This is a genomic window from Streptomyces luteogriseus (assembly GCF_014205055.1).
GTDB classification, from domain to species: domain Bacteria; phylum Actinomycetota; class Actinomycetes; order Streptomycetales; family Streptomycetaceae; genus Streptomyces; species Streptomyces luteogriseus.
In genome coordinates, this window is the sequence record NZ_JACHMS010000001.1 from 2906248 (window position 1) to 2930854 (window position 24607).

24 protein-coding genes and 1 tRNA gene are annotated in these 24607 nt (G+C 70.4%); 15 read left to right on the plus strand and 10 right to left on the minus strand.

The window, feature by feature from the left end; translation table 11 throughout:
• Nucleotides 1–3: 3 nt before the first annotated feature.
• The 4 genes from BJ965_RS12310 to BJ965_RS12325 all read right to left on the minus strand — a co-directional run bounded on the left by BJ965_RS12310 (nucleotide 4) and on the right by BJ965_RS12325 (nucleotide 4916).
• Nucleotides 4–1296, minus strand: coding sequence for a homoserine dehydrogenase (locus BJ965_RS12310; RefSeq protein ID WP_030854989.1), 1293 nt, complete (start codon nucleotides 1294–1296; stop codon nucleotides 4–6).
• 165 nt (nucleotides 1297–1461) lie between these two features.
• The gene (lysA, locus tag BJ965_RS12315) at nucleotides 1462–2853 is read right to left on the minus strand and encodes a diaminopimelate decarboxylase (protein ID WP_184908686.1); all 1392 of its coding nucleotides are present in this window, start codon (nucleotides 2851–2853) and stop codon (nucleotides 1462–1464) included.
• A gap of 16 nt (nucleotides 2854–2869) precedes the next feature.
• A complete protein-coding gene (gene nrtL / locus BJ965_RS12320; protein ID WP_184908687.1) occupies nucleotides 2870–3916 on the minus strand; it encodes an ArgS-related anticodon-binding protein NrtL in 1047 nt (348 codons plus the stop codon).
• 481 nt (nucleotides 3917–4397) lie between these two features.
• The gene (locus BJ965_RS12325) at nucleotides 4398–4916 is read right to left on the minus strand and encodes a response regulator (RefSeq protein WP_184917090.1); all 519 of its coding nucleotides are present in this window, start codon (nucleotides 4914–4916) and stop codon (nucleotides 4398–4400) included.
• 115 nt (nucleotides 4917–5031) lie between these two features.
• Here BJ965_RS12325 and BJ965_RS12330 point away from each other — a divergent pair.
• Nucleotides 5032–5103 (plus strand) — tRNA-Arg (locus BJ965_RS12330).
• A 130-nt stretch (nucleotides 5104–5233) separates the two neighbouring features.
• On the opposite strand, the gene BJ965_RS12335 is transcribed toward BJ965_RS12330, so the two are convergent.
• Nucleotides 5234–5842, minus strand: coding sequence for a hypothetical protein (locus tag BJ965_RS12335; protein ID WP_184908688.1), 609 nt, complete (start codon nucleotides 5840–5842; stop codon nucleotides 5234–5236).
• Between the two features lie 446 nt (nucleotides 5843–6288).
• Between BJ965_RS12335 and BJ965_RS12340 the strand changes: the two genes are divergently transcribed.
• Nucleotides 6289–6603, plus strand: coding sequence for a hypothetical protein (locus BJ965_RS12340; RefSeq protein ID WP_184918063.1), 315 nt, complete (start codon nucleotides 6289–6291; stop codon nucleotides 6601–6603).
• A gap of 836 nt (nucleotides 6604–7439) precedes the next feature.
• On the opposite strand, the gene BJ965_RS12345 is transcribed toward BJ965_RS12340, so the two are convergent.
• Nucleotides 7440–8195, minus strand: coding sequence for a formylglycine-generating enzyme family protein (locus BJ965_RS12345; RefSeq protein ID WP_184908689.1), 756 nt, complete (start codon nucleotides 8193–8195; stop codon nucleotides 7440–7442).
• A gap of 247 nt (nucleotides 8196–8442) precedes the next feature.
• On the opposite strand from BJ965_RS12345, the gene BJ965_RS12350 reads away from it, so the two are divergent.
• A complete protein-coding gene (locus tag BJ965_RS12350) occupies nucleotides 8443–9126 on the plus strand; it encodes a hypothetical protein (RefSeq protein ID WP_184908690.1) in 684 nt (227 codons plus the stop codon).
• Between the two features lie 28 nt (nucleotides 9127–9154).
• Here the strand turns inward: BJ965_RS12350 and BJ965_RS12355 are convergent, their stop codons facing one another.
• On the minus strand, nucleotides 9155–9598 hold the full coding sequence (locus BJ965_RS12355) for a DUF7144 family membrane protein (RefSeq protein WP_184908691.1): 444 nt from the start codon (nucleotides 9596–9598) through the stop codon (nucleotides 9155–9157).
• 215 nt (nucleotides 9599–9813) lie between these two features.
• On the opposite strand from BJ965_RS12355, the gene BJ965_RS12360 reads away from it, so the two are divergent.
• Nucleotides 9814–10287 (plus strand): Asp23/Gls24 family envelope stress response protein, encoded by a 474-nt coding sequence (locus BJ965_RS12360; RefSeq protein ID WP_184908692.1) that lies wholly within the window; start codon nucleotides 9814–9816, stop codon nucleotides 10285–10287.
• Between the two features lie 308 nt (nucleotides 10288–10595).
• Here BJ965_RS12360 and ku read toward each other — a convergent pair whose 3' ends face one another.
• Nucleotides 10596–11621, minus strand: a complete 1026-nt coding sequence (gene ku, locus BJ965_RS12365; protein ID WP_449343237.1) for a non-homologous end joining protein Ku — start codon at nucleotides 11619–11621, stop codon at nucleotides 10596–10598.
• A 63-nt stretch (nucleotides 11622–11684) separates the two neighbouring features.
• On the opposite strand from ku, the gene ligD reads away from it, so the two are divergent.
• Complete coding sequence (ligD, locus tag BJ965_RS12370; protein WP_184908693.1) at nucleotides 11685–12566, plus strand: non-homologous end-joining DNA ligase; 882 nt, start codon at nucleotides 11685–11687, stop codon at nucleotides 12564–12566.
• A gap of 181 nt (nucleotides 12567–12747) precedes the next feature.
• Here ligD and BJ965_RS12375 read toward each other — a convergent pair whose 3' ends face one another.
• Nucleotides 12748–13551, minus strand: coding sequence for a nuclease-related domain-containing protein (locus BJ965_RS12375; RefSeq protein WP_184908694.1), 804 nt, complete (start codon nucleotides 13549–13551; stop codon nucleotides 12748–12750).
• Between the two features lie 119 nt (nucleotides 13552–13670).
• On the opposite strand from BJ965_RS12375, the gene BJ965_RS12380 reads away from it, so the two are divergent.
• The 6 genes from BJ965_RS12380 (at nucleotide 13671) to BJ965_RS12405 (ending at nucleotide 19950) form a co-directional block, all read left to right on the plus strand.
• Nucleotides 13671–14174, plus strand: coding sequence for a protein-tyrosine phosphatase family protein (locus tag BJ965_RS12380; protein ID WP_184908695.1), 504 nt, complete (start codon nucleotides 13671–13673; stop codon nucleotides 14172–14174).
• A 168-nt stretch (nucleotides 14175–14342) separates the two neighbouring features.
• Nucleotides 14343–15167, plus strand: coding sequence for a hypothetical protein (locus BJ965_RS12385; protein ID WP_184908696.1), 825 nt, complete (start codon nucleotides 14343–14345; stop codon nucleotides 15165–15167).
• Nucleotides 15164–16411, plus strand: a complete 1248-nt coding sequence (locus tag BJ965_RS12390) for a sensor histidine kinase (RefSeq protein WP_184908697.1) — start codon at nucleotides 15164–15166, stop codon at nucleotides 16409–16411. Before BJ965_RS12385 ends, BJ965_RS12390 begins: the two co-directional genes overlap by 4 nt.
• A 113-nt stretch (nucleotides 16412–16524) precedes the next feature.
• The gene (locus BJ965_RS12395) at nucleotides 16525–17061 is read left to right on the plus strand and encodes an SH3 domain-containing protein (protein ID WP_184908698.1); all 537 of its coding nucleotides are present in this window, start codon (nucleotides 16525–16527) and stop codon (nucleotides 17059–17061) included.
• Between the two features lie 52 nt (nucleotides 17062–17113).
• Nucleotides 17114–18478 carry an FtsW/RodA/SpoVE family cell cycle protein gene (locus BJ965_RS12400; protein ID WP_184908699.1) on the plus strand — a complete coding sequence of 455 codons (1365 nt, stop codon included), beginning with the start codon at nucleotides 17114–17116 and terminating at the stop codon, nucleotides 18476–18478.
• Entirely contained in the window at nucleotides 18475–19950 is a 1476-nt protein-coding gene (locus BJ965_RS12405) for a penicillin-binding transpeptidase domain-containing protein (RefSeq protein ID WP_184908700.1), read from the plus strand. The genes BJ965_RS12400 and BJ965_RS12405 overlap by 4 nt, the downstream gene beginning before the upstream one ends.
• 156 nt (nucleotides 19951–20106) lie before the next feature.
• On the opposite strand, the gene BJ965_RS12410 is transcribed toward BJ965_RS12405, so the two are convergent.
• Nucleotides 20107–21219 (minus strand): ferritin-like domain-containing protein, encoded by a 1113-nt coding sequence (locus tag BJ965_RS12410; protein ID WP_184908701.1) that lies wholly within the window; start codon nucleotides 21217–21219, stop codon nucleotides 20107–20109.
• Between the two features lie 121 nt (nucleotides 21220–21340).
• Between BJ965_RS12410 and BJ965_RS12415 the strand changes: the two genes are divergently transcribed.
• From BJ965_RS12415 to BJ965_RS12430, 4 genes are all read left to right on the plus strand, one after another.
• Nucleotides 21341–22279 (plus strand): AurF N-oxygenase family protein, encoded by a 939-nt coding sequence (locus BJ965_RS12415; protein ID WP_031108281.1) that lies wholly within the window; start codon nucleotides 21341–21343, stop codon nucleotides 22277–22279.
• 89 nt (nucleotides 22280–22368) lie between these two features.
• Nucleotides 22369–23364, plus strand: coding sequence for a hypothetical protein (locus BJ965_RS12420; RefSeq protein WP_184908702.1), 996 nt, complete (start codon nucleotides 22369–22371; stop codon nucleotides 23362–23364).
• A 240-nt stretch (nucleotides 23365–23604) separates the two neighbouring features.
• The gene (locus tag BJ965_RS12425) at nucleotides 23605–24258 is read left to right on the plus strand and encodes a TetR/AcrR family transcriptional regulator (RefSeq protein WP_184908703.1); all 654 of its coding nucleotides are present in this window, start codon (nucleotides 23605–23607) and stop codon (nucleotides 24256–24258) included.
• Nucleotides 24259–24268: 10 nt separating this feature from the next.
• Nucleotides 24269–24568, plus strand: a complete 300-nt coding sequence (locus BJ965_RS12430; RefSeq protein WP_030851794.1) for a hypothetical protein — start codon at nucleotides 24269–24271, stop codon at nucleotides 24566–24568.
• Nucleotides 24569–24607 lie beyond the last annotated feature (39 nt).

Genomic DNA, 24607 nt, shown 5'->3' on the forward strand with positions numbered 1-24607 from the left:
TGGTTACTCTCCTTCAACCCGCATGATGCTGGCGACACCACGCACGGTGTCGAGCTTGCGCAACGCCTCGACGGTCCCGGTGAGGGCCGCGTCGGACGCACGGTGCGTGACGACGACGAGGGAGGCCTCGCCGTCCTTCCCCGACTGGCGAACCGTATCGATCGAGACTCCGTGCTCGGCGAAGACGGTCGCGACCTGGGCGAGAACACCCGGTTTGTCGGCCACGTCGAGGCTGATGTGGTACCGCGTGACGACGTCGCCCATCGGGGACACCGGCAGCGCGGCATAGGCGGACTCGCCCGGTCCGGTCGCGCCGCTCAGCCGGTTGCGGCAGACGGCGACGAGATCGCCGAGCACGGCGGAGGCGGTCGGGGAACCGCCCGCTCCGGGCCCGTAGAACATGAGCTGCCCGGCGGCGTCGGACTCGACGAACACGGCGTTGTAGGCGCCGCGGACGGAGGCCAGCGGGTGGCTCAGCGGGATCATGGCCGGGTGCACGCGCGCGGTGACGGAGCCCCCGTCCTCGGCCCGCTCACAGATGGCGAGCAGTTTGATGGTGCAGCCCATCTCCTTCGCGGAAGCGAAGTCGGCCGCGGTCACCTCGGTCATGCCCTCGCGGTAGACGTCGTCGAGGCGCACGCGTGTGTGGAACGCGATGCCGGCGAGGATCGCGGCCTTGGCGGCGGCGTCGAAGCCCTCGACGTCGGCGGTCGGGTCGGCCTCCGCGTACCCCAGGGCGGTGGCCTCGTCGAGGGCCTCCTGGTAGCCGGCGCCGGTGGAGTCCATCGCGTCGAGGATGAAGTTCGTCGTGCCGTTGACGATGCCCATCACCCGGTTGATCTTGTCGCCGGCGAGGGACTCGCGCAGCGGCCGGATCAGCGGGATGGCACCGGCGACGGCGGCCTCGTAGTAGAGGTCCTTGTCGTGCTGCTCGGCGACGGCGTGCAGGGCGGCACCGTCCTGGGCGAGCAGCGCCTTGTTGGCCGAGACGACGGAGGCGCCGTGCTCGAAGGCGGTGGTGATGAGGCCGCGCGCGGGCTCGATGCCGCCGATGACCTCGATCACGACGTCGATGTCGCCGCGTTTGACGAGGGCGGTGGCGTCGGTGGTGACGAGCTCGGGGGCGATGCCCTCGCGCACCTTGTCGGGGCGCCGCACGGCCACACCCGCGAGTTCCACCGGGGCCCCGATCCGGGCCGTGAGGTCGTCGGCGTGCGTCGTCATGATGCGCGCCACCTCTGAGCCGACCACTCCACAGCCCAGCAGCGCCACCTTCAGCGGACGCGTACGCATCATCCGACCTCGTTTCCTCTTTACCGTCTACGGTGGAACCAGTCTCACTCACCGGACGGGAGTTTCTGCCCCCGGTCCGGATCGTGAGACGTCTATTTCATTTTCACGGGGGCGGCAGACAGGAGATCTTCCGCCGCCCGCTTGCTTCGGCTTTCGGCCTTTTGTCGTTCAGCCGACGTCGAGACGCAGCAGGTCCTCCTCCGTCTCCCGGCGGACGATCACCCGCGCCTCACCGCCGTCGACGGCGACGACCGGCGGGCGGAGCACGTGGTTGTAGTTGCTGGCCATGGAGCGGCAGTACGCGCCGGTGGCCGGTACGGCGACGAGGTCACCCGGTGCCAGGTCGGACGGCAGGAACGCGTCCTTGACCACGATGTCCCCGCTCTCGCAGTGCTTGCCGACGACGCGGGCGAGCATCGGCTCGGCGTCCGAGGTGCGCGAGACCAGCGCGACGCTGTACTCCGCGTCGTACAGCGCGGTGCGGATGTTGTCCGACATGCCGCCGTCGACGGACACGTAGGTGCGCAGCCCGTCGAGGGGCTTGATGGTGCCGACCTCGTAGAGCGTGAAGGCGGTCGGCCCGACGATGGCCCGCCCCGGCTCGACCGAGATACGAGGAGTCCGCAGCTTGGCGGCCTCGCACTCCCGCGTGACGATCTCGGTGAGCGCCTTGGCGATCTCGTGCGGCTCGCAGGGGTCGTCGTCGCTGGTGTACGCGATGCCGAGCCCGCCGCCGAGGTCGATCTCGGGCAGCTCGACGCCGTGCTCGTCGCGGATGTCCTTCAGCAGCCCGACCACCCGGTGGGCGGCGACCTCGAACCCCGACATGTCGAAGATCTGCGACCCGATGTGGCTGTGGATGCCGACCAGCTCGAGCCCGTCGAGCTGCAACGCCCGGCGTACGGCCTCGGCGGCCTGACCGCCGGCCAGCGGGATGCCGAACTTCTGGTCCTCGTGGGCCGTGGCGATGAACTCGTGGGTGTGGGCCTCCACGCCGACGGTGATCCGGATGAGGACCTTCTGCCTCGTGCCGAGGCTCTGCGCGATGTGGGCGACGCGGACGATCTCCTGGAAGGAGTCGAGGACGATGTGCCCGACCCCGGCCTCGACGGCCCGGGTGATCTCGTCGACGGACTTGTTGTTGCCGTGGAAGGCGATGCGGTCGGCGGGCATGCCGGCGGAGAGGGCGGTGGCCAGCTCGCCGCCCGAGCAGACGTCGACGTTCAGCCCCTCCTCGTCGAGCCAGCGCACCACGGCACGGGAGAGGAAGGCCTTGCCGGCGTAGAAGACGTCGGCTTCGGCCCCGAAGGCCGTGCGCCAGGCCCGCGCACGGGCCCGGAAGTCGGCCTCGTCCAAGACGTAGGCCGGGGTGCCGTACTCCTCGGCGAGCCGGGTGACGGGGATGCCGCCGACGGTCACGACTCCGCCCTCGTCACGCGTGACGGTCTGGGCCCACACCTTGGGGTCCAGCGCGTTGAGGTCGGCGGGCGGGCCGGAGTAGTGACCCTCGGGGAGGACATCGGCGTGACGGGGCCCGGCGGGATGTGCGGAACGGCTCATGATCTGTTCGTGTCTCTCAGAGATGGTCGGGAGCGTCGATGCCGAGCAGGGACAGGCCGCCGGCCAGCACCGTCCCGGCGGCTTCGGCGAGCGCGAGCCGGGCACGGTGGGCGGCCGAGGGTTTCTCCGCACCGCGGGGCAGCACGGCGGGGAGCAGGGGCATCACGGCATCGGCGACGGTGACGAGGTGCCGGGCCAGGCGGTCGGGGGTGTGGTGCGTGGCGGTGGCGGCGAGGACGCGGGGGTGATCGCCGAGTGCGGCGAGCAGCTCTTCCGCTTCGCTCACGGGACCGGGCTCGGGGTGAAAGCCGAGGTCGGAGGCGTTGCGCAGGAGGGCCCGGGTGCGGGCGTGGGCGTACCGGACGCGGAAGAGGGGGTTGTTCTCCCGCTGGACGAGGTGGTCGCCAGGGATCCGGGGCCGGTCGTGGGCGGCGGGGTGCAGCAGCGCCCAGCGGGCGGCGTCCCGGCCGAGGGGAAGGGGGTCGGCGGGGGCGGGGACGGGGCGGACGGTGACGGACCGGTCGGGAAGAACGCGTGGCCCCGGGGTGACGATGTCCGCCCCGAGGACGGACTTCCACTCCGGGGCGGGCCGGCCGGTGCACGAGACACGGACGATGTCCCCCTGGCTCCGCGCCAGACGGGCGACGACGTCCGTGACCACGACGGCACGCACCTCTGCCCGGCAGTAGATCTTGAGGGCGCTCCTACTGAACCCGTTCGTCGTGTGCCCGTAGCGCCGCCCGCGCCGCAGGATCTCGTCGACCAGGTCACCGGAGGCGGTGCTGTGCAGGCTGACGTTGAGGAATCCGGGCCCGGTGACCACGACATCGGCGAACCGCTGCTCGTCGAGGAGCCGCGCCCGCAGGATCTCGGCCACGTCACGCGGCGGCCGCCCCGCCGCGCGGGCCAGCTGGAGGGCGACGTTCGTGGCGAAGTCACCACACCCGCCCGGCCCCGGCGGCGCGACCACGGCCCGCTCCGGCACGGTCACGCTGAGCTCACCCTCGTCGACAGCGCGACGCACGGCGTGCAGCACGGTGCGGGAGAGCTCGGCGGGGGTCACGGGACAAGCGTATGGGAGGAAGGGGGTGGGTATGCGAGCCGGTTTCGGTACGGTCCGGGATGTGGACGGGTGTTTTTTGGGGGCGGGTCGGGGATGTGGTCGCGGGGCCTGTGGGGGGCGGGTCGGGGATGCGGTCGCGGGGCCTGTGGGGGGCGGGTCGGGGATGCGGTCGCGGGGCCTGGTGAGGGCTGCCGGTCGGGGATGTGGACGCGACGCCCCTCATGGGCTGCCGGTCGGGGATCTTGACGCTGCGCCTCATGAAGGCCGGTCGGGGATGTGGTCGCGGCACCTCGTGATGGCCAGCTGCCGCTGGTGCGACAGCGCGGCAGGGGCGCTGGTGACGGCCTGCCGCAGGGACCGGTGATGATGGTCTGCCGCCAGGCGCGGTGGTGACGGCCTGCCGCAGGGACCGGTGGCGATGGTCTGCCGCCAGGGGCGATGGTGACGGCCTGCCGCAAGAGGCGGGGCTCGGGCCGTCCCGCTACGGCACGGCCGGCTGATCCACTTCCTTCACCGGGACGCCGTCGCCTCCGGCGTCGGGGCTGTCGCCGTGCTCCCGGCCCCCGCCCCGGGCCCGGGCTCGCTCGACCAACTGGCTTACGATCCGCACCAGTTCGGCCGGCTCGAAGGGCTTGGAGAGAAAGGCGTCGACGCCGACTTCGAGCCCGGCCTCGATCTCGGGATGACTGCAGGCGCTTACGATGGCGAGGGGCATGTCACGGGTACGGGGATCGGCCCGCAGCCGGGCGGCGGTCCTGAGCCCGTCCAGCCGGGGCATGACGACGTCGAGGGTCACTACATCGGGCCGCACCTGATGAACGACATCAAGACACTCGGCACCATCGGCCGCGGTCACGACCTCCAGCCCCTCCAGCTCGAGGTTGACCCTGATCAACTGCCGGATGACCTTGTTGTCGTCCACAACAAGCACCCGACCAGACACGCCTGGCACCACTCGAGAGTAGGTCGAACCCGGCCATCGCGTCCGGGTTTTCCCCACTTCCACCCCGCACAAGCGACTCACATCCCCGCCCCCGGCAGCGGAAACCCGTTCATGACCACCCCGAGGGAGCTGGTAGTGTTCTACCCGTCGCCGCGAGCAACGCGACGAACACGCCCCCGTAGCTCAGGGGATAGAGCAACGGCCTCCGGAGCCGTGTGCGCAGGTTCGAATCCTGCCGGGGGCACTCGCCGGTCAGAGACCCAGAATCATGGTCTGACCAGGGTGGATGCCGACAGAAGAGGGCGGGTGTCAGTCTCACTGACTCCCGCCCTTTCTCGCTGTCTCTCACGGTTCGCGTGTGAGGAGCGTATGGATCAAGCCGCAGCGTCTTTGATGATCGTCCGAGCGTGGCGATAGAACCGCTCTCGGCTGTCGTCCAGTCCGTCGGCGTCGGGCAGCGCAAGGCCGTTGACGAGGGCCTCGCACGTCTGAGCAGCCCAGAGCCCGTGGATGTGGAAGACGTTGTTGGCCCTCTGCCGCAGGTCGAAGTCCGGCATGACCTCGATCACGGGCAACGCCTCGTCATGGTGCTTGCGCACCAGCGCCGCGCACTCGTCGTAGAGCTCGGCTGCATCGACGTTGAGCGCCTCGGCCGCTGCCCCGGCTTTCTCGCGGAAGTCGTGGAGCATCTTCGATATGGCTGTCGCTGTAGCGATCACCTGCTCCCTCACCCGCTGCTCCTCGGCAAGCTTTGAGTCGTGGCGACGCTTGGACTCTTCTTGCCTCTCAGCGTGGTCCTGCCGTGCCTTCTCCGTTCGACCTGTGAAGTGGTGAGCGGTCCACGCGGCGAGCGCGGAGCTGAACAGGACTGCACCAGCAGATATCAGTGCCGTGACCCACTGACTGTCCTGGACCACCGTGGTCGTCACCCCACCAGCCTTTGTCGTGGTGGTCTTTGTGGCGCAACTGGCCAGCAGTGTCATGAGGATGAAGGGCGCTACGCGCCTTCCAGATCTTCGCATGAGGGGTGACTGTAGCGCTCTTGACGGACCATCACTTAGAGGCGATATCCCAACCCATAGTCTTCACGATCTTCTAGGTTTTCTCCTCCTCTCTGTCGTCGATGACGCCCGCGTAGCGGCAATGAATGACCTCTGGCGAGTCGCCGGCGCGCCGAGCTACCTCCGCCACAGGGATCCGTGCCGGCCGGGGCGTCCGGGTCTGCCGGCTCACCGCCGCTGGTCAGGAGAGGCGGAACTGAGTCAGCGGCGCCCGCAGCCGTCAGTGATGCGTGTCCAACTGATTGACGCCGCGGACGGCCACGCACGGACGCTCAAGGAACATCGCCTCGGGTCAGATGCGCACCAGGTGCGAAAACCGGTGATTCCTCGCTGTTGCCGTTCCATGTTGGACACCGCATTCTCAGCGTATGCCGGTCTCTCCTGACGCTCGCGACCTCTGCCGGTCCGTCTTCGCGCCGGATGTGGTGCAGCTGGCTGTCATGGCTTTGGAGACCTACGCCGGGCCGGATGAGACGTGGGTTCATCAGGCCGCCATCAAGCTCAGCGAAGGGGAGCTTCACCGCTTGGCCCACTGGTTGGACGAGGCCGAGCGGAACCCGGACACCTTCCGCTGGTACGCCGGCGAGCCCACCGACGTGTCACCCGAATCGCACCGGTTCGCGATCGAGTTCATCAACAGGCTGATGGACAAGGATGTCCCCAAGCCGCCAGGGCCGCGGTGAGCTGCGTGCCGGAGCCGTGCCAAATGGTGCGGGGATGCACGGGAAACAGCCGTCGCTCAACAGCCGCGTTCACGCGTCACAGTGCCGCTCCGCAGCAGGTCAGCAAGCCTGTCGAGCGCATGGGACCCGAGCTTGCCAAGTTGAGAGCGCGAGCTCGACTCCTGCCACCCGATCCATGATGAAACCCCAGGTCACCGGGCTGGTGTTGGTTCGTTGTCCGGCCCCTGCCGGCAGCGGCGCACCACAGTTGCACCAGCAGGCCGCAAACTGTGGGGACCCACGGTTCAAGGGGAGGGTCCATGTTTGCCGTCAAGATCATTACGACCGTTCTGGTGGCCGTTCTACTGATCTCGGGCCTGTCAGCATGGGTCAGCGGGCGTGTCCCTGGGGCGGTATTCGGCCTGAGCGGACTGCCCCGGCCGAGGTGGTGGGGAGCGGGTGCGGTCATGACGTGCTCCGGAGCGTTGATCTCCCTATGGGTCGCACCCGAATACGGATACGGCCTCCCGATGGTGGGCGTTGGCCTGGTCACCATGGCGCGGAGGCCGTACCCGCCGGATCAGCGACCCGGATCTTCCTCCGTATGAGCCGGCTCCTTTCCCGTGCGCAGGTGGAGCTGGAAGCCAAGGCTCGCTGTTCTCTCGCGTCTTCTCACGCTCGGCGTGCACGCTCTCGTCCAGACCGGAGGTTCGTGCCACTGTCGTGCCGGATGCGGGGGTAGCCACGGTCAACGCGGGTGTCCGGTCGAGTTCTTGGCCGTCTGACCGGGAATCGAAGGCTCAGCTCAGCGGCACGATCCCCCTGGCCTCTCCCCTTCTGACATCCAGCTGTTGCCCCTAACCGGTCGGCACGGGTGCTACCGGGCGGACCGCTGTGAAGTCCTGGCGCTCGCAGCGGGTGGCAGAGAGCAACAGCAGCCACTCGTCGCAGCCCTGCCACGGAGAGAGGTCGCCGCCACCTCCCCGCACCACCCGCGGTCCGTCGCCGGTGCGGGGACGGGCGTCCACCGGGGCGTCCGTGAAATGCGGGATCCACACATCGGAGCAGATCTCGTTCGCCGACCCCATCGCCGCCAGCCCGAAGGCGTTCTCAGCCGCGGCGGTGCGCTCCTCGTCGGCAAAGTCGTCGAGCACCTGGTCCTCGTCCGGCATCCCGTCCCCTCGGAAGGTCAGAGTGGTCGTGCCTGCCCGGGCCGCGTACTCCCACTCCGCCTCACTGGGCAGCCGGAAGGGCAACGCCCCCAGCAGGTCGTCCAAGTCGTCCTCGAAGCGGGCCGTGCGTGAATCCGATTCGGCGAAGCTGTCCTCGTAGTCGGGCAGCCAGTGCCGTGCTTGCGCCACCGTGAGCGGATGTCGGGCGATCAAGAACGGCTCGACCCGCACTTCTCGTACGGGCCGGGCCTGGACAGCACCGGCGAAGAACGATCCGAGGTCGTCATCGGCGCCGTCGGACCGCTCTATGGCACGAACCGCGTCCAGTTCCGCGTCGGACAGGCCCATCAGGAACGTCCCACCGGGGACGGCCCGGAAGACCACTCCGGAAGGGGTGTGCCGCCAAGCCGGTCGGCCGGCCACGATTTCTTGAGCCCACATGGTGCCGGACGCTAGCAGCCGGATATCCCGGACGTCGGCCGGGAGGGAGTGTGGTCAGCTGATCCGGGGCACTTGCCGAGTCACTTGCGACGTCTCGTAGCCGACCAGGGCGGGAGCCAGTTTCACCGGCTCTCTCCCTCTTCGTCGTGTCCTGGAGTCGGCGTCCCGCTAGGCTTCGCCTCCCACTTGGGTTCGGGGGAGGCCACGCTTGGGACCGTCATTCATCTCCGCGGCGGCTCGGTACCAGATGAGTCAGGACTACGCTGCCATTGCCACCAGCATCACCGCGGCGTTGCTGCTCGCGTCACTCGTCGAGTTCTATGCGATCACGACGGACAATGTCGGGCGCCGTGTGAAGCTGGGGCACGTTTTTGATACGGGAGTGGCCCGGGTGGTTCGGTTCTCCGACCGGGCCATCAATCTCGGGTACACGATTCCGGATCAGGTTCTCAGGAATCGCCCGTTCGGCAGGTTTCTGTATGACCTGGAATTCCGTGACGCCTGGCAGGAGATCGCGGAGGGGTGGTGGGATGCGGAGTACGACACGCGTAACCACCCCACTCTCGATGAGGAGTTCAACCGGCTCAATCAGTTCTTCCGGCGGCCTTTCGTGTTGGCCAGGATCGCGTACAAAGTGCGCATCACCCGGGCGCTGCTCTCCCTGGGGGTGGCTGTGCTCGCGGCAGTGACCATATTCGCCCTCCTCGAGTGGTCAGCCAGGCGAGAAGGCGGAGACGGGTCCTGGCTGGCCTTGGCGACGCTCCTGGGCTGCCTGTTCTCCACGATCCTGTATCTCGGCGCCTTCATCGCCCGGCTGTTCGACATGGTCTTCACCAGGGCGATGGAGGCCGCGGTCAAGGATTTCATCAGTGCGCATGGGATCGAGCTGGAGACAGAGCGACCTGCGTGGCGGCCCTATCGGCACACGTAGCCGAGGACGCACAGCGGCGCATCTCGCTTCAGGTGTCCCGTGGGCTCTCGAACGGGACGAACGCGTCGTCCTTCCGCATCACGCACAGCGCCCAGACGATGAAGCCCGAGATGGCGATCATGATGATCGACCAGACCGGATAGTAGGGCAGGGAAAGGAAGTTGGAGATGACGACGAGGGCCGCGATGCCCACGCCGAGGACGCGGGCCCAGGTCGATGCCATGAACAGGCCGAAGCTGACGACGAAGGCGAGTACGCCCAGGGCAAGGTGGATCCAGCCCCAGGCGGTGAGGTTGAACTCGAAGACGTAGTTCCGTGTCGAGACGAAGATGCCGTCGTCCGCGATCTCCGCGATGCCGCGCATGACGTCGAGAATGCCGCCGATCATGAGCATGATGGCCGCGAAGACGGTGACGCCCGTGACCCATTCCCGTAGGGACGTGCGGGCGCTTCCCGGGTGCGTGGTGGTCATGCCGGCCTCCTCGTTCCCATCCCGTCCGGTCGGGTGGCCGCCCTCCAGGGCCGTGTCGTTCTCAGCGTGCCCACGGCAAGACGCGGTGGGCCTCACCCGGGATGGGTGAAGCGCGACAGGGAAGAAAATGCCACTTTCGCCCCATACGCACCATTGTTCTACCGTGGAGGGGAACGACGCTGCTCACCCCCTCACCGATCATCGAGGTGACGGTCATGACGGAGACCACTCAGCGCAGTAACACAGCGGGCAGGCAGGACGGGGCGCCATCGCAGGGCGGCAAGGGTGCTCCAGGCACCCGGGGGAGCACCGCCATCGCGGACACGGTCGTCGCGAAGATCGCGGGCATGGCGGCCCGGGAGATCCCGGAGGTATACACCCTCGGCGGAGGAATGACCAGGGCCTTCGGGGCTGTGCGTCAGCGGGTGCCGGGCGGGGGCGGCGGGGTCACCCAGGGGGTGAAGGTGGAGGTCGGTGAACGTCAGGCCGCTGTCGATCTCGACGTTGTCGTCGAGTACGGCGCCGCCATCGCCGACACCGCCGCGGACATCCGGACCAACGTCGTCAACGCGGTGGAGCGGATGACCGGCCTGGAGGTCGTGGAGGTCAACATCGCCGTCGGCGACGTCCATCTGCCGGACGAGGAGGAGGACGAGTCCGAGCAGCAGGAGAGCAGGCGGGTGGCCTGAACCGAGGCATTCGCCTCAGCAGGTCTCGGCCCTGAGGCGGCGGCGGGCAGCGTGCGGTGTGGTGCCCTTCGTCCTTCTCCTGGGGAGGCCCGGCCGGTTCGCGTCAAGGCCGGGCCTCCCCCCTCCGTGTCCGGCGGAGCCGCCCTGTGCCAGGCAGAGTCCCCTCCGCGCCAGGCAGTCCCCTCCGTGTCCGGCAGAGCCGCCCCGTGCCAGGCAGAGTCCCCTCCGCGCCAGGCAGTCCCCACCGTGTCCGGCAGAGCCCCCACCGTGTCCGGCGGAGCCCCCTGCCAGGCAGCGCCCCCTCCGTGTCAGGCCGAGCGCTTGCGGGACGTCGACTTCTTCGCCGGTGTCTTCTTCGCGGCGCTCTTCGACGCCGTCTTCTTCGTCGTCCCCTGTCCCTGGCCCGACTTGGCCGTCGACTTCTTCGCCGCCGTGGTCTTCTTCGCCGCTGTCTTCTTCGCTGTGGAGGTCGACTTCTTACCGCCGGTCTGCTTGGGGGCCGCCCGGGCCGTCTTGCGCTGCGGGAGCGACTTGACCTCGGCGTGCTCGGCCTCCTCGCCCCGTGACTCACGGGCCGCGCGGACGCTGCTCTCCAGGGCCGCCATCAGGTCCAGGACCTTGCCGCCCGTGGCCGGTTCCGGGGATTGGGGCGGGGCCTCGCCGGCGGCCTTCGCGGCGATGACCTCCTCCACGGCCTCGCGGTACTCGTCGTGCAGATCCTCCAGGTCGACCTCGCCCAGGGTGTCCATCAGCGCGTCCGCCAAGTCCAGTTCCTGGTCGCGGACGGTCACGTCGGTGTCGGGGGCCAGGCCCTCGGGGGCGCGGACCTCGTCCGGCCACAGCAGGCCGTGCATGGCGATGGCCTCGCCGACGACCCTGAGCATGCCCAGGCGTTCCCTGCCGCGCAGGGCGAACTTGGCGATCGCCACCTTGTTGCTGCGCTTCAGCGCCTCGCGCAGCAGGGTGTACGGCTTCGCCGCCGGGGCTCCGCTCGCCTGGAGGTAGTACGCGGCATCCATCTGGAGCGGGTCGATCCGGTCGGCCGGGACGAAGGCGACGATCTCGATCGTCTTGGCCGTCGGGAGCGGCAGGCTGGACAGGTCCTCCTCGGTGATCGGGATGATCGTGCCGTCCGCGTCCTCGTAGCCCTTGCCGATCTCACCCTGGGTGACCTCGCGGTCCTCCAGTTCGCAGAACTTGCGGTAACGGATGCGGCCGCCGTCCTCGGTGTGGATCTGGCGGAAGGAGATCGAGTGGCTCTCGGTGGCGTTGACCAGCTTGATCGGAATGCTGACCAGGCCGAACGAGATGGCGCCGTTCCATATGGATCTCACGTGCAGCACCCTTCCGGTCACGCTCGGGGGCGTTCGTCATGGTTTGCGTGGGATTCTTATCGTATGGCGCCTATCACTGTGGTGGAGGGGCGACGGCTCGCACTCAGCAATCTGGAGAAGGTGCTGTATCCCGCCACCGGCTTCACCAAGGGCGAGGTGCTGCACTACTACGCGACCGTCGCCGAGGTCCTGTTGCCCCATCTGCGTGATCGGGCGGTGTCCTTCCTGCGCTATCCGGACGGGCCGGACGGGCAGGTGTTCTTCACGAAGAACGTGCCTCCGGGTACACCCGAGTGGGTCACCACCGCCGAGGTGCCACGGGTCGAGGGACCCTCCCGGATGGTGCTGGTGCAGGACCTGCCGAGCCTGATGTGGTCGGCGAATCTCGTGACCGAGTTCCACACCCACCAGTGGCTCGTGGACACTCCGGACGAGGCCGACCGGATCGTGTTCGACCTCGATCCGGGGGCACCGGCGACCATCGTGCAGTGCTGCGAGGTCGCGCTGTGGCTACGGGAACGGCTCGCGCGCGACGGCCTCGAGACCTACGCCAAGACCTCCGGCTCGAAGGGGCTGCATCTGCTCGCCGCCGTGCGCGGAGCGTCCTCCGAGCGGGTGTCCGAGTACGCCAAGGCACTCGCCGTCGAGGCGGAGAAGGCCATGCCGCGGCTCGCGCTCCACCGGATGACCAGGAGCCTGCGCCCGGGGAAGGTCTTCGTCGACTGGAGCCAGAACGCCGCACGCAAGACGACGGCGACCCCCTACACCCTGCGGGCCCGCCCGGAACCGACCGTCTCGGCCCCGGTGACCTGGGACGAGATCGAGGAGTGCCGCGCACCCGGCCGGCTGGACTTCCAGGCTGTCGACATCGCCCCGAGGATCCAGGACTACGGCGACCTGCTCGCTCCGCTGCTGGACACGGAGGCGGCCGGCTCGCTGCCGTAGCCCGACCGCTGCCGTGGCCCGACAGCCGGCGGGTTCGCGACGGGCGTCGCAGTAGGCGCGTGCCGTATCCCGCCCGGCCGACCCCGGCTGTCAGGTGCCGTGCCTCGCCCAGCCCTCCCCGGCAGTCAGGTGCCGTGCCCCGCCCAGCCGTCCCCGGCCGCGCCCCGCACACCCGCGCCCCTCACACCCGCGCCCACGTGTTCCGGTCGCGGGCCATCGCGTGCAGAGCCTCCACGTCCGCCGGTTTCAGGACGCCGCCCCGCTGGGACAGGCCCTCCACCTCCGTGGCCGTCAGGACGTGGACCTCCCTGGGGGCCGTGGGGATCGACACCGCCGCCGGGTCGACCAGGGCGAGAACCGGGCGGACCTCCGCGGTCAGGGCGTAGGAGGCGCGGTCGGCGTCGGAGCGGACGCGGCGGAGGAGGGGGTACGGGTCGCGGCGGCCCAGGGTGATCACGGGGTCGGTGATCCGGACGCGCTGCCTGCGGGCGTGGAGGGTGTGGACGGCGTAGAGGCCGCCGGGGCCGATCAGCAGGTGGTGGATGCGGTCACCGCCGGGGAGCGGCACGGAGTGCAGGGTGTGCCAGCCCCCGCCGTCGAGGCGGTCCAGGGCGTCGCCGACCGTCTGCTCGGCCGCCAGGGCCCTGCGGCGCGGGTCGGGGCGCAGCCGGTGTGTGGGGCCGGGGTCGCGGTCGAGGGCGACGATGAGGGCCTCGCCGGGTCGGTTGGGGGCCAGGTCGTCGTCGGGGTGGAGGGCGAGACGGGACAGTTCGGCAGGGGTCGGGACGGGGGGCGGCCCCACGGTCACGGGGCCGGTGATGAAGGGCCCGAGGGCCCGCAGGACGTCGTCCTCGCGGTCCTGGCCGAGCAGGTTCACCCGGCCGGTCTCCCGGTCGTACCAGGCGATGTTCCTGCCGTCCGGGAGGCAGACGTGGAGCCGCTCCCGGCCGTGCCGCCAGGTCGGTATGACGCGCAGTCCGTTCATGCACCATCACCCCTGTCCATGGGAACAGGCGGGGTGCTGCGGGGGCAAGAACCCGGTTACCTTTGAGAGGAGTTGGGCCTGCCCGCGGACCCTCGGGCGGTAGTCGTGGGGAGGCGCCGTTGCGTACCCGCAGTAAACCCGACGTACCCGCTCCGGAGAGTCCGTGGAGCGAGGTCGTCCCCGGGCTCTGGATGGGCGGTCACGAGTACACGGGGGCCTTGGGGCACCTGGAGTTCGCCGTCGTACGGAACGAGTTCGATCTCGTGCAGACGCTGCTGCGGCTGCCGGGGCACGGGCCCGACCCCGGTGTCCGGCACCATGTGTGGCCGATCCCGGACGGGCCGCTGGACGGGACACAGCTCGCCGGTGTGATCCGGCTGGCCGAGGCCGCGTGCGAGGCGTTGGACGAGGGTCGCAGGGTCCTCGTGCGCTGTTACCACGGGTACAACCGCTCCGGTCTCGTCGTCGCGCACGCGTTGATGCGCCAGGGCCACTCGGCCGAGAAGGCGATCCGGCTGATCCGGGCCCGCCGCTCGCCCTGGGCGCTGCACAACGACCTGTTCGTCGAGTATCTGCGGGCCGGGCTGGTCACGGCACGGCTGCTGGAGGAACTGACCGAGTAGCACGGCACGCGGAGGGCTGCTCACCGGCGGCAGCACACATACGGCCGCCCTCTCGCGCAAATGGGACTTCCCTACGAATAAGGTGTACGCGGCCGACAGGTGCACGCCACCGACGGTCGCGTCCGCCGTGTGCCCGCCGTGTGATCACCATGAAACGCCAGGAGTGCAGTGCCCCTCAGCCGCCCCGGACAAGCCGCCCGTCGCCTCGCCGTCGTCGCCCTCCTGCTGGCCGCCACCGTGGGCTGCGGGGACGCCGGCGGGCTGGAGGGGGCGGGGTCGACGCCGACGGCGGAGGGTCCGGCGCGGCTCTGGCCGGAGCTGACGCCGGCGTCCAGCCCGGCCTTCGAGATCGGCGAGGTGAACACCGAGGTGGTCAAGGGGGTGAAGGTCCCCGGCGACGACATCCGCCGGGTGGACCCGGTCTCCATCGTCCGGGCCGAGATCGACGGCAACCCGGGCGACTACGACGGCGCCAAGGCTCCCTACCGCGACACGAAGCGCGAGATGGCCGACTGCGCGAAGGGCCCGGGGCGCGGGAAGTGCCCGGTGCTCAGGCCGTACTACCGGGATCTGACCGGCGACGGGCACGACGACCTGACGCTGGGCTTCCCGCTGCTGCCCGGCAAGACGACCGCGGTCCGCGTCTACACCGTCGAGAAGCACCGGCTGGTGCAGGTGATGGGGTGGGAGGACGCCCTGAGCGGGGTCGAGCTGGCCGGGCGTTCCCTGGTGATCCGCTCGCCGTCGGAGGTCGCGGGTTACGAGTACCGCCTGCAGTGGACCTGGGACCGGGACCAGCGCGCCATGCTCCTCACCCATGACGAGATGCTGCGCACCGGCCCGCACAAGCACTCCCGGCACCCATCGGGCTCCTCCCCCACCGGATCCTCGTCCGGACCCCCGTCCGGATCCCCGACCGGATCCCCGACCGGCTCCCCCGCCCCTTCCTCGTCCGCCTCCCCGTCCGTCTCCCCCTCGGCGAGCGGCGGATGAGGCTCGCACTCCCCCCGTGGTCCGGGACGCTCGCCGTGAAGGCCGCCGTCTTCATCACGGTGATGTGCTGCGCGCTGGCGGCCCTGCTCGGTGTCCTGGTGCATGTGCAGGTGACGAACCAGACCGTCGGCCAGGCCCGCGACCAGGCGTTGCAGCGGCTGACGCAGGCGACGGAGCGGTACGAGGCCGGGGACACCCTGTGGCGGGGCGCAGCGGTGGATCCGCCGGAGCTGCCGCGGGAGCTGCGGAACCTGGCGGTGGCCGGGGACCGCGGCACGATGGTCGCCGACCGCGCGGGACGCCCCACGATGTGGGCGGCGGGTCCGGTCGACGGCGAGCGGGCGCTGGCGGTGGCCGTCGACTACTCCCAGCAGGCCCGCACGATCGAGGGCCTCGACCGGGCGATCCTGTGGTCGTCGGGCCTGGCGATCGGGGCGACACTTCTGGTCGGCGCGTTCGCGGTGACGCGGGTGACGCGGCGCCTGCACACCACGGCGCGGGTGGCCCGGCGCATCAGCGCGGGCGACCTGGACGCCCGCGTGAACGACCCCCGCACCGGGCCGCGCACCAACGCCGGCCCGCCGGACGAGGTGGCCGCGGTCGCCGCGGCTCTCGACTCCATGGCGGCCTCGCTCCAGCGCAAGCTGCTCGCCGAGCAGCGGTTCACGGCGGATGTAGCCCATGAGCTGCGCACGCCGCTGACCGGACTGCACGCGGCGGCCGAACTGCTTCCGCCGGGCCGTCCGACGGAAATGGTCCGGGACCGGGTGGCCGCGCTGCGCACCCTCACCGAGGACCTGCTGGAGATCTCCCGGCTGGACACCGGCCGGGAGCGGGTGGAGCTGGACACCGAGCGACTCGGGCCGCTGGCCGAGCGGGCGGTCCGTGCGGCGGGGAGCGACACGGAGGTCAGGGTCGTACGGGATGTGTCCGTGGAGACGGACCGGCGGCGGCTGGAGCGGGTGCTGGGCAATCTCGTGGCGAACGCGCACAAGCACGGACGGGGGCCGGTGGTGGTGACCGTGGACGGCCCGGTGGTGACCGTTCGCGACCACGGGGACGGGTTCCCGGAGTACCTCGTCGCGCACGGCCCGCAGCGGTTCCGCACGGAGGGCGGTGCGCGGGGTCACGGGCTGGGGCTGACCATCGCGCGGGGGCAGGCCGAGGTGCTGGGGGCACGGCTGGAGTTCGCGAACGCGCCGGACGGCGGGGCGGTGGCCACGCTGGAACTCGCGGCGGAGTGAGCGCCCGGGTCTCGTCCTCCTATGGCCCAGCGTGGGGAGCGGCACCCGATGAGCGCTCCTAATGTGGCGATTAGTCAGCTTCGGCTCCTTCGCCCCCACATGGAGGTAACCCCATGTCCCTGCGCACCCGTCTCTCCATAGCCACCGTCGCCGGGCTCCTCGCCGCTGCGGCCACCGTCACGCCCGCCGCCGCCGCGCACGACGACTGGGACGCGAGCGGCGGGAACGGCACCAGCCAGCAGGGCCCGAACGGCGGAAACGGCAACGGCAACGGCAACGGCAACGGCCAGAACGACCCGAACGGCTGGAGCGGCTGGACCGGCGGCAACGGCGGCAACGGCGGCAACGGCGGCAACGGCGGCAACGGCGGCAACGGCGGCAACGGCGGCAACGGCGGCAACGAACACAACACCCAGAGCCTCTACAAGGGCGTCGTCACGGCGGACACCCTGGCGCTGCGCAGCGCCCCGAACCGCGGTTCGCAGATCATCCGGTACGCCCACCGGGGCGACGTCGTCAAGATCTTCTGCAAGACGGGCGGCGAGACCGTGCAGGGCAATCCGCTCTGGTACCTGCTGACGGACGGCACCTGGGCCTGGGGCGCGGCCCGGTACATCGACAACATCGGCCCCGCGCCACGCTGGTGCTGACACCCGGTCACCCAAAGGCACACAAGAGACACTGTTTGGGTAGGTTCCGGACATGAGCAAGGCCGGAATCACCGTGGCGACGGCGGACCCGCCCGCGCCCGCCGTCCGCCGCCTCCCCCGGCGCCGGGGCATCGAACTCGCCCTCATCGTGCTGGCCGTCCTGCTGTCGGTGTACGGCTACTGCGCGGTCGGACTCGCCCGGCACGGAGCGCTTCCGCCCGGCGCCGCGGGCTACGGCGCCGGCCTCGGCGTCCTGGCGCTGCTGGCCCATCTGGCGGTACGCCTGCGGGCCCCGTACGCCGACCCCCTGCTCCTCCCGATCGGGGTGCTGCTCAACGGGCTCGGCCTGGTGCTGATCTACCGGCTCGACCTGGAGACCCCGGGCGACCGGGCGGCACCGGCCCAGCTGGTGTGGTCGACGCTGGGCGTGGCGCTGTTCATCCTGGTCGTCCTGCTGCTGCGCGACCACCGGGTGCTCCAGCGCTACACGTACGTCTGCGTGGTCGCGGCGCTGATCCTGCTCACGTTGCCGATCCTGTTCCCGGCGGTGAACGGGGCCCGCATCTGGATCCGGATCGCCGGGTTCTCCATCCAGCCGGGCGAGTTCGCGAAGGTGCTGCTGGCGGTGTTCTTCGCCGCGTACCTGGCGGCGAACCGCAGCGCCCTCGCCTACACCGGCCGCCGCGTCTGGAAGCTCCAGCTTCCCACCGGCCGCGTGCTCGGCCCGATCCTCGCCGTCTGGCTGGTGAGCGTCGGCGTGCTGGTCCTGGAGCGCGACCTCGGCACGTCGCTGCTGTTCTTCGGCCTGTTCGTGGTCCTCCTCTACGTCGCCACCGGCCGCACCGGCTGGATCGCGGTCGGTCTGCTGCTGGCCGCGCTGGGGGCGGTCGCCGTCGGGCGGCTGGAGCCGCACGTGCACAGCCGGATCGAGACCTGGCTGCACCCGTTCGCCTCCATCGAGGCGGGTGAGGGCGCGAACCAGCTCGCCCAGTCGCTGTTCGCCTTCGCGGAGGGCGGCATGCTCGGCACGGGCCTCGGGCTCGGCCACTCCTTCCTCATCGGCTTCGCCGTGAAGTCGGACTTCATCCTGGCCACCGCGGGCGAGGAACTCGGCCTGGCCGGCATCGCCGCCGTCTTCCTCCTCTACGGCCTGCTGGTGGAGCGCGGTTTTCGCGCGGGCCTCGCACAGCGCGAGCCCTTCGGCCGACTGCTCGCGGTCGGCCTGGCCTCGCTGGTGGCGCTCCAGGTGTTCGTGATCGCGGGCGGGGTGACCGGGCTGATCCCGCTGACCGGCATGGCGATGCCGTTCCTCGCGCAGGGCGGCTCGTCGGTGGTCACCAACTGGGCGATCGTGGCGCTGCTGGTGCGGGTCAGCGACTCGGCCCGGCGGAGTTACGACGGGCAGGACGCCCGGTGACCCGGCACATCCGGCACGCCGGGTACTTCTGCGCCCTGCTGCTGGTGGCCCTGCTGGTGAACGCCGCCCGCGTCCAGGTCGTCCAGGCCCCGTCGTACGACCGCAACCCCGGCAACCGGCGCCCCGACATCACCCGCTACGAGCAGCCCCGCGGGGACATCCTGGTCGGCGGGCGGCCCGTCACGGGCTCCCGGGACACCCGCGAGCACCTCCGCTACGAACGGACGTACACCGACGGCCCGATGTACGCCCCGGTCACCGGATTCGCCTCCCAGCTGTACGGGACGACGCTCCTGGAGAGCGCTGAGGACGGCGTGCTGTCCGGCGCGGATCCGATGCTCGCGCCGTTCCCGCTGTGGAACGACTTCACGCGGGCACGCAACGCCGGCGGAGACGTCGTCACGACGCTCCACCCCGCCGCCCAGGAGGCCGCGTACGAGGGGCTCGCGGGCCACAAGGGCGCGGTGGCGGCGCTGGAGCCGTCGACCGGCCGGATCCTGGCCCTGGTGTCCGCCCCCTCCTACGACCCCCAGCCGCTGTCCGGCAACGGCTCGGCGGCGGCCCGGGCCTGGTCGCGGCTCACCGCGGACAAGGACCGCCCGATGCTCAACCGGGCGGTGCGGCAGACCTATCCACCGGGCTCGACCTTCAAGGTCGTCACCGCGGCCGCCGCGCTGGACGCCGGTGTGGTCACCGACCTCGAAGCGCCGACCGACACCCCCGACCCCTACCGGCTGCCCGGGACGCGCACACGCCTGACGAACGCGTCGAAGGGCTGCGCGAACGCCTCCGTCCGCGAGGCCTTCACCCTCTCCTGCAACACGGTGTTCGCCAAGCTCGGTGCGGAGGCGGGCGTGACGGACATGACGGCCACCGCGCACGCCTTCGGCTTCAACAACGGGGCGCTGAGGATCCCCTTTCCGGTGGCCCGGTCCACCTTCGACACCACCCTCGACCAGGCGCAGCTGGCGCTGTCGTCGATCGGCCAGTACAACACCCGCGCCACACCGCTGCAGATGGCGATGGTCGCGGCGGCGGTGGCCAACGGCGGTCAGGTGCGGGACCCCTACCTGGTGGAGCGCACGACCCGGCCGGGCGGCAGCACCCTGGCGACGGCCGGCTCGCGGGCGACCCGGCAGGCGATGTACCCGTCCACGGCCGCCCGGCTGCGGGCGATGATGCGGGACGTGGTCGAGAACGGCACCGGCCGCAACGCCGCCATCCGCGGGGCCAAGGTCGGCGGCAAGACCGGCACCGCCCAGCACGGCCTCGGCAACTCCGGTACGCCGTACGCCTGGTTCGTCTCCTGGGCGCAGGGCGACCGCGATCTGGCGCCGCGGGTGGCGGTCGCGGTCGTCGTGGAGGACGCGGAAACGGACCGCGGGGACATCAGCGGGGGCGGTGACGCGGCGCCGATCGCCCGAGCGGTGATGGAGGCGGTGCTGAAGTCCCCTGATCAGCCGTTCGGTTGACGCGGCTCGGGCGCGGCAGCCCGGTTGCCGGGACGGGGCTGCCGGGACCGAGGGCGCCCGGCCTGCCGTTCGATTCACGACTGAGCCCGCCCCAGGGGGCGACACCCCTGCTCGGCGACGTGCCGGAGGGCCCGGGCTGCGCACTCCGACAGGCGCTCAGCCGCCGGCCGCCCGCCCCGCGTCGATCGCCCCCCGCACCTCCGCCGTCCTCGCCTCCTCCTCCGCCGCGAAACGCTCGGCGTCGAGCTTCTCGGCGATCTCCTCGTCCTCGGACATCAGCAGGTCGAGGCTGGCGTCACCCATCTCCAGGACGCCCATGTCGACATAGGCCTGCTGGAGGCGTTTGCCCCACAGGCCGATGTCCTTGACGCAGGGGACGATGCGGCTGAACAGCAGCTTGCGGAACAGGGTGAGGAACTCGGACTGCTCGCTGTACTCCTCCGCCTCGGCCTTCGGGATGCCGAAGTTCTCCAGCACCTCCACGCCCCGCAGCCGGTCGCGCATGAGGTAGCAGCCCTCGATGACGAACTCCTCGCGCTCCCTCAACTCGGCGTCGGTGAGCTGCCGGTAGTAGTCGCGCAGGGCCATCCGCCCGAAGGCCACGTGCCGTGCCTCGTCCTGCATGACGTACGCGAGGATCTGCTTGGGCAGGGGCTTGTCCGTCGTGTCCCTGATCATGCCGAAGGCGGCCAGCGCGAGGCCCTCGATCAGCACCTGCATGCCCAGGTACGGCATGTCCCAGCGGGCGTCGCGCAGCGTGTCGTCCAGCAGGGACTGGAGGTTGTCGTTGATCGGGTACAGCATCCCGATCTTCTCGTGCAGGAAGCGGCCGTAGATCTCGGCGTGCCGGGCCTCGTCCATGGTCTGGGTCGCCGAGTAGAACTTCGCGTCCAGATCGGGGACCGACTCGACGATCCGCGCGGCACAGATCATCGCGCCCTGCTCACCGTGCAGGAACTGGCTGAACTGCCAGGAGGCGTAGTGCCTGCGCAGCTCGCCCCGGTCCTTCTCCGTCAGCTTCGCCCAGTGCCTGGTCCCGTAGAGGGACATCGCCTCGTCCGGGGTGCCGAGCGGATCGTACGGATCCACCTCCAGCTCCCAGTCGATCCGCTTCTGACCGTCCCACTGCTTGTCCTTGCCCTTCTGGTAGAGGGCCAGGAGACGGTCGCGGCCGTCGTCGTACTCCCAGGTGAAACGGGCCGCGCCGCTCGCCGGCACCTGTCGTACGGGCTCTGGCGGTTCCATCGCGTACAGGTCGAAGGTCGGCATGCCCGCAGGCTCACACGAGGTAGACACCGGGTCAACAAGTAGTGCGCGGGGGATTGACGAGCTTGCTGACAGGCAGTCTCATAAGAGGGACAGTGACGTGTGCACAACGAGGTGGGCAGCCATGACGACCCTGACGGAAGCCGACGCGCTCGACGGACTGCGCGATGCCCTCGGCCTGCTCAAGGACCGGGAGCAGGTGGCCCAGCGGCTGCTCGACTCCTCCGCCAAGCACTCCTTCGATCCGGACAAGGAACTGGACTGGGACGCGCCCTTCGAGGAGGGCAAGTGGTTCTGGCCCCCGGAGCTGGTCTCGCTCTACGACACCCCGCTCTGGAAGCGCATGGGCGAGGAGCAGCGCATCCTCCTCTCCCAGCACGAGGCCGCGGCCCTGGCCTCCCTGGGCATCTGGTTCGAGATCATCCTGATGCAGCTGCTGGTCCGGCACATCTACGACAAGGCGGCGACGAGCGCCCATGTGCGCTACGCACTCACGGAGATCGAGGACGAGTGCCGCCACTCCAAGATGTTCGCCCGCCTGATCTCCCACGGCGACACACCCTGGTACCCGGTCAGCCGGGCCCACCAGCACTTGGGCCGCCTGTTCAAGACCATCTCCACCACCCCCGGCTCCTTCACCGCCACCCTCCTCGGCGAGGAGGTCCTCGACTGGATGCAGCGCCTGACGTTCCCCGACGAGCGGGTGCAGACCCTGGTCCGCGGTGTCACCCGCATCCATGTCGTGGAGGAGGCCCGCCACGTCCGCTACGCCCGTGAGGAACTCCGCCGCCAGATGGTGACGGCCCCCAAGTGGTCCCAGGAGTTCACCCGCGTCACCTCCGGCGAGTTCGCCCGCGTCTTCTCGGTGGCCTTCGTGAACCCGGACGTCTACACCAACGTGGGCCTGGACAAGCGGGAGGCCCTCGCCCAGGTCCGCGCGAGCGGCCACCGCCGGGAGGTCATGCAGAACGGCTCCAAGCGGCTGACCGACTTCCTCGACGACATCGGCGTGCTCCGAGGCGTCGGCCGCCGCCTGTGGAAGTCGTCCGGGCTGCTGGCGTAGAGGCCCCGACTCCGTCATGTCCATGCGGGGTGACTACTGTCCTTCAGGACGCAGTCACCCTCCGTGGCCCTGAAGGAGATCAGCACCGTATGTCCCCCCACACCACCCGTCTCAAGACCGCCGCCATCGGTGCCACGACCGCCCTCGCGCTGACCGCGTGCGGCGGTGGCACCGGCTCGGACGGCGACAAGGCCGCTGACGCCAAACCGCAGGGCGTGGTCAGCCAGGCGGAGGCCAAGAAGATCGCCGACCACTACGAGCAGGTCAACAACAAGGCCAACGCGGCCCAGGACGAGAAGCTTCTGGCGACGGTCGAAGCGGGCCAGGTCTACGCGATGGACAAGGCCACCTACACCCTCGTCAAGACCTGGCCGGCCAAGGAGCAGAAGGCCTACGCCAAGCCCTTCTCCTACCGGGACCGCCAGTACGTCATCCCCGAGAAGGGCACGGCCACCTGGTTCGCCGTCCGGGCGACGTCCAGCGAGGACAGCAAGAACAGCGTGCTGCTGGTCTTCGACAAGGTGGGCGGCACCCACAAGATGGTGCTCTCCCTCTGGGCCGACGGCGGCGCCCCTCTCCCCGAGCCTGCCCTCGACAAGCACGGCCTGGCCGAGGTCGCGAACCCCTCCGCCAAGGTCGGAAAGTTCGCCCCCGCCGACATCGGCGCCGCCTACGAGGACCTCCTCCAGACGGGCGGCAAGAAGAAGGGCACCGCCCTGACCTCCACGAAGCCGGTCGAGAACGCGAAGAAGACCTACCAGCGCAGCAGCAAGGAGGGCGTCGCCGACGGCATGGCCACGAAGATGTTCTTCGCCAAGTCCCCGGCCGACCCGAGCGTCTACGCCCTGCGGACGGCCGACGGCGGCGTCCTCGCCCTCTTCCCGGCCGCCCACAAGCAGGAATCCCTGCTCAAGGAGCCCTACCGCTCCAGCGCGTCCCTCGTGCCCAGCAAGGAGCAGTCCGCGTTCGGCGCCACCAGGGGCCCGCTGATCACGGACACGTTCGAGGGCCAGGGCATCGCCGAACTGACCCCGAAGGCGGCCCGGATCACCGCGGTCGACTTCCAGCACGTGGACGCGCGTTAGGCACTCCCGCACCCGCGTACGGCGAGAAGGGGCCGTGTCGGGGGGTGTCCGCCCGTAGCGGTTGGCGCGTCAACGGGGAGCGAGTCGGTACGCAACCCCATCGCGCCGTTCCGAGGACGGACACCCCCGGCACGGCCCCGACCCACACCCCACGCGAAGGCGAAGCGAACGCGCACCCCCACCGCCCCCGCCCCCGCCATCGCTACGCAGCCCCCCGGCCCCCCGATTACCCTGCGAGACATGACACCAGCCGCCCCCACCCCCGCCTACCGGCGACTCAGCGTCGAGGAACGCCGCAGTCAGCTGCTCACCTCCGCGCTGGACCTCTTCGCCCACAGCGCCCCGGAGGAGGTGTCCCTGGACGACGTGGCGGAGGCGGCCGGGGTCTCGCGCCCCCTGGTGTACCGGTACTTCCCGGGCGGCAAGCAGCAGCTCTACGAGGCCGCCCTGCGCTCCGCGGCCGACGAGCTCCAGCACTGCTTCGACGAACCCCGCGAGGGCCCCCTGCTCCCCCGCCTGTCCCGCGCCCTCGACCGCTACCTCACCTTCGTCGACGAGCACGACACCGGCTTCAGCGCCCTCCTCCAGGGCGGCAGCGTCGTGGAGACGTCACGCACCACCGCCATCGTCGACGGCGTCCGCCGCGTCGCCGCCGAGCACATCCTCAGCCACCTGGGCGTCACCGGCCCCGGCCCGCGTCTGCGCATGACCATCCGCATGTGGATCACCTCCGTGGAGGCGTCGTCGCTCATCTGGCTCGACGAGGACAAGCAGCCGCCCGCCGAGGAGCTCCGCGACTGGCTCGTCGAGCAGTTCGTGGCGATGCTGACGGTGACCGCCCGCCGCGACCCGCAGACCGACGCCCTGGTCCGGGCGCTCGCCGAGGATGTCTGACACTGATCCCGTGAAGAGCGAAGACACCCCCTTCGAGGGCGGCCCCATGGACGGCAGGGTCCTGCCGGTCCTCCTCGGCATCACCGGCCACCCGCCCAAGACGTACCGCATTCCCGTCCCGGACCCCGACGGCGGACCGGACACCGTGCTCGTCTACCGCCGCGTCCCCCGGGGCCCGGGCAGGGTCGGCCTGTCCAACCGGTGGAAGTACGCGTACGCCCCGGAGGGGGTCCCGCCACGCCGGCTCAACTGGCCGTGGTCGAAGCCAGACGCCACGCCGCACGGCAAGCCGGACGACGCCGACGGGTGACCCCGTTGCGCCGAACCGCGCACACCCACCGCGCGCTCC

Excerpts from the sequence above, each read along its gene's own strand:
- BJ965_RS12310 (WP_030854989.1), bottom strand. The coding sequence starts at position 1,296 with ATGATGCGTACGCGTCCGCTGAAGGTGGCGCTGCTGGGCTGTGGAGTG.
- lysA (WP_184908686.1), bottom strand. The coding sequence starts at position 2,853 with ATGAGCCGTTCCGCACATCCCGCCGGGCCCCGTCACGCCGATGTCCTC.
- BJ965_RS12335 (WP_184908688.1), bottom strand. The coding sequence starts at position 5,842 with ATGACACTGCTGGCCAGTTGCGCCACAAAGACCACCACGACAAAGGCT.
- BJ965_RS12340 (WP_184918063.1), top strand. The coding sequence starts at position 6,289 with ATGCCGGTCTCTCCTGACGCTCGCGACCTCTGCCGGTCCGTCTTCGCG.
- BJ965_RS12345 (WP_184908689.1), bottom strand. The coding sequence starts at position 8,195 with ATGTGGGCTCAAGAAATCGTGGCCGGCCGACCGGCTTGGCGGCACACC.
- BJ965_RS12350 (WP_184908690.1), top strand. The coding sequence starts at position 8,443 with ATGAGTCAGGACTACGCTGCCATTGCCACCAGCATCACCGCGGCGTTG.
- BJ965_RS12355 (WP_184908691.1), bottom strand. The coding sequence starts at position 9,598 with ATGACCACCACGCACCCGGGAAGCGCCCGCACGTCCCTACGGGAATGG.
- BJ965_RS12360 (WP_184908692.1), top strand. The coding sequence starts at position 9,814 with ATGACGGAGACCACTCAGCGCAGTAACACAGCGGGCAGGCAGGACGGG.
- ligD (WP_184908693.1), top strand. The coding sequence starts at position 11,685 with ATGGCGCCTATCACTGTGGTGGAGGGGCGACGGCTCGCACTCAGCAAT.
- BJ965_RS12375 (WP_184908694.1), bottom strand. The coding sequence starts at position 13,551 with ATGAACGGACTGCGCGTCATACCGACCTGGCGGCACGGCCGGGAGCGG.
- BJ965_RS12390 (WP_184908697.1), top strand. The coding sequence starts at position 15,164 with ATGAGGCTCGCACTCCCCCCGTGGTCCGGGACGCTCGCCGTGAAGGCC.
- BJ965_RS12395 (WP_184908698.1), top strand. The coding sequence starts at position 16,525 with ATGTCCCTGCGCACCCGTCTCTCCATAGCCACCGTCGCCGGGCTCCTC.
- BJ965_RS12400 (WP_184908699.1), top strand. The coding sequence starts at position 17,114 with ATGAGCAAGGCCGGAATCACCGTGGCGACGGCGGACCCGCCCGCGCCC.
- BJ965_RS12410 (WP_184908701.1), bottom strand. The coding sequence starts at position 21,219 with ATGCCGACCTTCGACCTGTACGCGATGGAACCGCCAGAGCCCGTACGA.
- BJ965_RS12415 (WP_031108281.1), top strand. The coding sequence starts at position 21,341 with ATGACGACCCTGACGGAAGCCGACGCGCTCGACGGACTGCGCGATGCC.
- BJ965_RS12420 (WP_184908702.1), top strand. The coding sequence starts at position 22,369 with ATGTCCCCCCACACCACCCGTCTCAAGACCGCCGCCATCGGTGCCACG.
- BJ965_RS12425 (WP_184908703.1), top strand. The coding sequence starts at position 23,605 with ATGACACCAGCCGCCCCCACCCCCGCCTACCGGCGACTCAGCGTCGAG.